Raw genomic sequence first — 5,704 nt, 5'->3', positions numbered from 1 at the left:
GCATCATAGGAGATAAACGTGGTCGGATAAGTGTATTATTTGGTTCGATCCTGCTTTATTCGGTGGCTAACCTGGCCAATGGCTTTGTAACCTCCATTCCAGCCTATGCTGTTATCCGATTTATTGCTGGTATAGGTTTGGCAGGCGAATTGGGTGCTGGAATTACACTGGTTACTGAAACGATGAGCAAAGAAAACAGGGGATATGGTACTATGATCGTCGCAGGTGTCGGACTGCTTGGCGCTGTGGCCGCGGCTATAATTGGAGAGCATTACGCCTGGGAAACGTCTTATATTATTGGTGGGGTTATGGGCTTACTTCTCCTCGGCCTTCGCGTAGGACTTGCCGAATCCGGGATGTTTAAAAATGTAAAGAGTGATGGCGTTAGTCGCGGGAATATCTTCATGCTATTCAATGACGGAGCCCGATTCAAAAAATAATTAAGTTGTATACTTATCGCTATCCCTCTTTGGTTCGTTGTTGGCGTACTTGTTACTTTCTCTCCTGAGTTTGGGAAAGAGCTCAATGCCACCGAACCATTATCTGCCGGAACAGGAATTCTGTGGTGTTATATCGGCATAGCCCTTGGAGATATCGTTGCAGGTTTCATGGCTCAAATGCTGCGTTCACGCAAAAAGGTAATGCTCACCTTTCTGATCCTTACCGCGATAAGCATTGTCGTCTATCTGAACGCCGAAGGGATGACCAGTGAGCAATTTATCTGGCTTGCACTGTTCCTTGGCTTCTCATCGGGGTATTGGGCAACTTTCGTCACGATAGCTTCCGAACAATTCGGAACTAATTTAAGAGCAACCGTTACGACTACTGTACCAAACTTTGTAAGAGGGTCCTTAGTCCTTGCCACACTTTCATTCACAGCATTAAAAGGGAGTATGGGAATTATAAATAGCGCGATGGTAGTTGGATTTGTTTCCATCGCAATAGCGCTTGTTGCTTTGTACCAGTTAAAGGAAACGTTTGGTAAGGATTTGGATTATGTGGAAATAAGTTGAAAAATCCCCACTTTTGCCCCCATGATCACAAAAGAACAAGTCGCCGACGCCTACAAACAAATCCAGGATGAAATATGTGCAGGGCTGGAGTTGGCAGATGGAAAGGGGAAATTTGAGGAAGAATTGTGGACCAGGGAAGGCGGTGGCGGTGGTCGCACCAGGATCATCCAAAATGGAAATGTGCTGGAGAAAGGCGGAGTAAATTTTTCTGCCGTTGAGGGAAAGCTACCCGATAATATCAAAAAGGCGTTCGGAGTAAATGAAGACGACTTTTTTGCAACTGGTGTTTCTATCGTCATACATCCCAATAACCCCTGGGTGCCGATAATTCATATGAATATCCGGTATTTTGAAATGATCTCCGGGGAAAAGGAACTGAGATGGTTCGGTGGTGGTATAGATCTTACTCCACATTACGTAATTGATGAGGATGCGCAGTTTTTCCATAAGAGCCTGAAAACCACCTGCGATCGATTCAAGAATGACTTTTATCCCCGATTTAAAAAGTGGGCCGACGACTACTTCTTCATCAAGCATAGAAATGAAACCCGTGGAATTGGTGGTATTTTTTATGACCGGCTAAATCCCGAATCAACCGGGCTTAGCTGGGATGAAATATTTGAGTTCTCTAAAGGTGTTGGCAGAACATTTTTGCCGATGTATACTGAACTCATTGCAAGAAACAGAGAAAAATCTTTTACTCCTCAACAAAAAGAATGGCAATTTCAGCGCAGAAGCAGATATGTTGAATTCAACCTCGTGTATGATGCAGGCACCAAATTTGGCCTGGAAACCAATGGACGGATCGAATCAATCTTAATGAGTCTGCCTCCGCAGGCAAATTGGGTGTATGATTTTAAACCACAACCGGGTACGGAAGAAGAAAAAACCCTAGCTTTATTAAAAAAAGGAATAGACTGGATATAGGAAGATGAAATCATTAATAACAAGATCACTTGCAGCATTGTGTTTAATTCTGATGGTGGGATGCTCATCCAACGGGCTTGAAGGTAAATGGCAATATGACGGGGGTATTTATAACGGTAAATCCCGGAATGCAGCAACGGAATTCCTCATGCAAAGGACATATAAAGCTGATACATACGAGGCTTTTCTGCTTGAAGGAGCAGCTAAACCTGAACTTTACAACTCTGGTAAATATGAGATAAAAGGCGACAGCATTCTGATCACCAGCACTTTCAGTACGCAACCTTCTCAAAACGATAACATGACCGTAGCCTACAAATTCAAGTTGGAAGGGGATAAAATGACAACTAATGGTGTCCTTCCCAATGGGATGATTGTAGAAGAGTACTGGAAACGGGTGAAATAGTTCAATCATGGAATATTTACAATTGTTAGCCCATTCTATACAACAAAAGCCACAATCGTGTGGCTTTTGTGCATTTTAAGGAGACTTTAAAAACAATTTAGAAATTTCCTGTTCGAACATCTTATTGTAATATTCTTAAGGCATCAAGTTTTGTTTAAATTTTTTGTAATAAATTTAAACAATGAATTTATTTTCCATTTCACAGCTTTCCCTGTACTCAGGAATCAAGCCTCATACAATACGGGTTTGGGAGCAAAGATATAATGCCCTGCAGCCTGCGAGGTCGGAAGGTAACACGCGATATTATAGCAGTGATCAGCTTCGTCGCTTATTGAACATCGTTAGCCTGATGGAAAGCGACTATAAAGTTTCTGAACTTTGTTCGATGCCTGACGACCAGCTTTCAGAAATGGTGCTGGAACGTAAGGATGCTACCGCGAGTGAAGCAACAGAATATTATGTCTCACAATTGATTTCAGCTGGTATGGCTTACCAGCAGGATAGATTCGAAAAGCTTTTCGAGGAATGCCTGGTCAATTATGGCTTATCGCAAACATATAAAATCGTAATATATCCCATGCTGGTTCGGGTTGGCCTGATGTGGTCAGCAAATGCTATCCCAATTGTACAGGAGCACTTTATTAGTAATATCGTTCGGCAAAAAATTTTGAGGACTATCGATACGTTGGCTCCAGCCGGTCCGGAGGCTGAAAAATGGGTCCTTTTTCTTCCCGAAGATGAATACCACGAGATAGGGTTGCTTTTTGCAGCATTTATTATTCGTGAATCTGGGCGTAAAGTTGTGTATCTTGGTAGTAGTGTCTCTGCCGATGCAGTTCTCACTGCACTGGACGAAGTTAAGCCCCAGTATTTGCTCTTGTTTCAGGTGCGCTACAATCAGATTGAAGATGTCCAGAAATACTTGAGTGAGCTGGAAGGGGGATTTAAAGGAAAAACAATATATGTTTCCGGCAACTCTAAGTTGTTGAGCCAGATAAATTGCCAAAATAAGATTAACTGGCTGCAGGATATTGATTCATTGGAGAAAATGCTTACAATTTAAACGTGAATTTTTATGTCTAAAATAGCCATCATAGGTTCTGGTTTCTCCGGTTTAAGCGCTGCATGCTATTTGGCGGCGGGAGGGCATGAAGTGCACGTTTATGAGAAAAATGCAGAAGCCGGCGGCAGGGCACGTCAGTTTTGCACATCCGAAGGCTATGTCTTTGATATGGGCCCAAGCTGGTATTGGATGCCAGATGTCTTCGAGCGCTTTTTTGAAGACTTTGGTCACAAAGTATCAGATTTTTATGATCTCCGTATTCTCTCGCCAGCATTTGACATCGTTTTCCCAGGCAATGAGATCGTTAGTGTTCCGGAAAATTATACCAAACTAAAGGCCTTATTTGAAACCATAGAAGCGGGCAGCTCGATACAGCTAGATAAGTTCATGAACGAAGCGAAGTTCAAATATGATACGGGGATGGGCAAATTGGTTTACAAGCCAGGCCTTTCCTTAATGGAATTCGCTGATCTTGATTTAATCAAAGGTGCGTTCCGCCTCCAGGTTTTCAGCTCGTTCAGCAGCCATGTCCGGAAATACTTCTCAAATCCGAAGCTCATCGCTTTAATGGAATTTCCTGTGCTTTTTTTAGGAGCAATGCCACAGGATACCCCGGCTTTGTACAGCTTAATGAATTACGCAGGCCTCAAACTGGGGACCTGGTACCCAAAAGGAGGATTCGGCAAGGTAATAGAAGGTATCAAGTCCTTAGCCGAAAACAATGGAGTGAAATTCCATTTTAAAAGTGCAGTTAGTCAGATCAATATTGAAAAAGGTCTGGCAAAAAGTATTTCGGTTAATGGCGATGAAGTGCTTGTTGACGCTGTTATTGCTTCCGCAGATTATCAGCATGTGGAAGAAAAACTGATTCCTCAATCTTACCGTAATTATCCTGTTAGCTATTGGGAGAAAAAGACTTTTGCACCCTCATGTTTGATTTTTTATATAGGGCTTAGTAAGAAAGTGGACCGATTAAATCACCATACTCTATTTTTTGATGAAGACCTGCTGGAACATTCAAAAGAAATCTATAAAAATCCGAAGTGGCCTGTTAAACCACTTTTTTATGTGTGCTGCCCTTCTAAATCGGATGATACAGTTGCGCCTGCCGGACATGAAAACCTATTTCTTCTGATGCCAATTGCACCCGGACTAGATGACAGTGAGGAGATGAGAGAAAAGTATTTTAAGATAATGATCCGGAGACTCGAAAAGCAAATAGGCGAGGAAATCCTTGAACTGATTGATTATAAACGTTCTTATTGCGTGAACAATTTTATCGAAGATTATAACTCTTATAAAGGTAATGCCTATGGCCTCGCAAATACCCTAATGCAAACTGCCAATCTGAAACCGGGAATAAAAAATAAGAAGATCAGCAATCTTTATTACGCAGGCCAGCTTACTGTCCCCGGACCGGGCGTACCGCCTGCTCTAATCTCCGGTAAAGTGGTTGCAAATACACTTAGTGACGAACTTAAAAAGAAAGTATATGAAGAATCTATTTGACAATCTCTCAGTGGAGATCAGCAAAATGACGACTCGTACATATAGTACGAGTTTCTCGATGGGCATATACTTTATAGATGCGCGTTTAAGAGATGAAATTTATTCTATCTACGGTTTCGTACGTCTGGCGGACGAAATCGTCGATAGTTTTGACAGCTATGAACAAAGGTACCTGCTTTCTAAACTCAAAGCAGATACCTATGAAGCTATTCAGAGTGGTATCTCAATAAATCCTATATTAAATTCATTTCAACATGCTGTAAATAAACATAATATAGATATTGATCTGATCGAGACTTTTCTTAAAAGCATGGAAATGGACCTGGAGAAAGTTTCTTATAATAAGGAGAATTACAATCAATATATACTGGGATCGGCGGAGGTTGTAGGCCTGATGTGTCTTCATGTTTTTACAGAAGGGGACCGGGCAAGTTTTGATCATTTAAAACCTTATGCCATGAAGCTTGGTGCAGCGTTTCAAAAGGTCAATTTTTTGCGTGACCTGAAAGATGATTATCACATTCTTGGCAGATGTTATTTCCCGGATGTGAACGTTCAGGAGTTCAATCATGTCTCAAAGGAGCAAATTGAAGCCGAAATCGAGGAGGATTTCGCAGAAGCTCTTAAAGGTATCAGGATGCTGCCGGCTACATCGAAAAGGGGCGTATATCTGGCGTATATCTATTATATAACTCTATTTAATAAAATAAAAAGCCTTCCGGCACACAAAGTGCTAACAGAAAGAATAAGAATTAATAATGGGCGGAAAATTGGCCTTATGATAAA

7 protein-coding genes are annotated in these 5,704 nt (G+C 41.6%); all 7 read left to right on the top strand.

Going from position 1 to position 5,704, the window contains the following annotated elements; all coding sequences use genetic code 11:
- On the top strand, positions 1-440 hold a 440-nt coding region (locus WBJ10_RS04760), incomplete at its 5' end, for an MFS transporter (RefSeq protein ID WP_424288383.1).
- Positions 441-617: 177 nt separating this feature from the next.
- A complete protein-coding gene (locus tag WBJ10_RS04755) occupies positions 618-1,013 on the top strand; it encodes a hypothetical protein (RefSeq protein WP_424288382.1) in 396 nt (131 codons plus the stop codon).
- A 21-nt stretch (positions 1,014-1,034) separates the two neighbouring features.
- On the top strand, positions 1,035-1,940 hold the full coding sequence (gene hemF, locus WBJ10_RS04750; protein WP_424288381.1) for an oxygen-dependent coproporphyrinogen oxidase: 906 nt from the start codon (positions 1,035-1,037) through the stop codon (positions 1,938-1,940).
- A gap of 4 nt (positions 1,941-1,944) precedes the next feature.
- Positions 1,945-2,346: a lipocalin family protein gene (locus WBJ10_RS04745; RefSeq protein ID WP_424288380.1), complete on the top strand. Its 402-nt coding sequence runs from the start codon at positions 1,945-1,947 to the stop codon at positions 2,344-2,346.
- Positions 2,347-2,527: 181 nt separating this feature from the next.
- A complete protein-coding gene (locus WBJ10_RS04740; protein ID WP_424288379.1) occupies positions 2,528-3,409 on the top strand; it encodes a MerR family transcriptional regulator in 882 nt (293 codons plus the stop codon).
- A 12-nt stretch (positions 3,410-3,421) separates the two neighbouring features.
- Positions 3,422-4,918 carry a phytoene desaturase family protein gene (locus WBJ10_RS04735; RefSeq protein ID WP_424288378.1) on the top strand — a complete coding sequence of 499 codons (1,497 nt, stop codon included), beginning with the start codon at positions 3,422-3,424 and terminating at the stop codon, positions 4,916-4,918.
- Positions 4,902-5,704: phytoene/squalene synthase family protein (locus WBJ10_RS04730; protein WP_424288377.1), on the top strand; the 803-nt coding region annotated here is incomplete at its 3' end. The genes WBJ10_RS04735 and WBJ10_RS04730, both read left to right, overlap by 17 nt.

Origin of the sequence: Daejeonella sp. (assembly GCF_049655485.1) — a bacterium.
Classification (GTDB): domain Bacteria; phylum Bacteroidota; class Bacteroidia; order Sphingobacteriales; family Sphingobacteriaceae; genus Daejeonella.
This window is presented reverse-complemented; position numbering and strand designations above follow the sequence as displayed.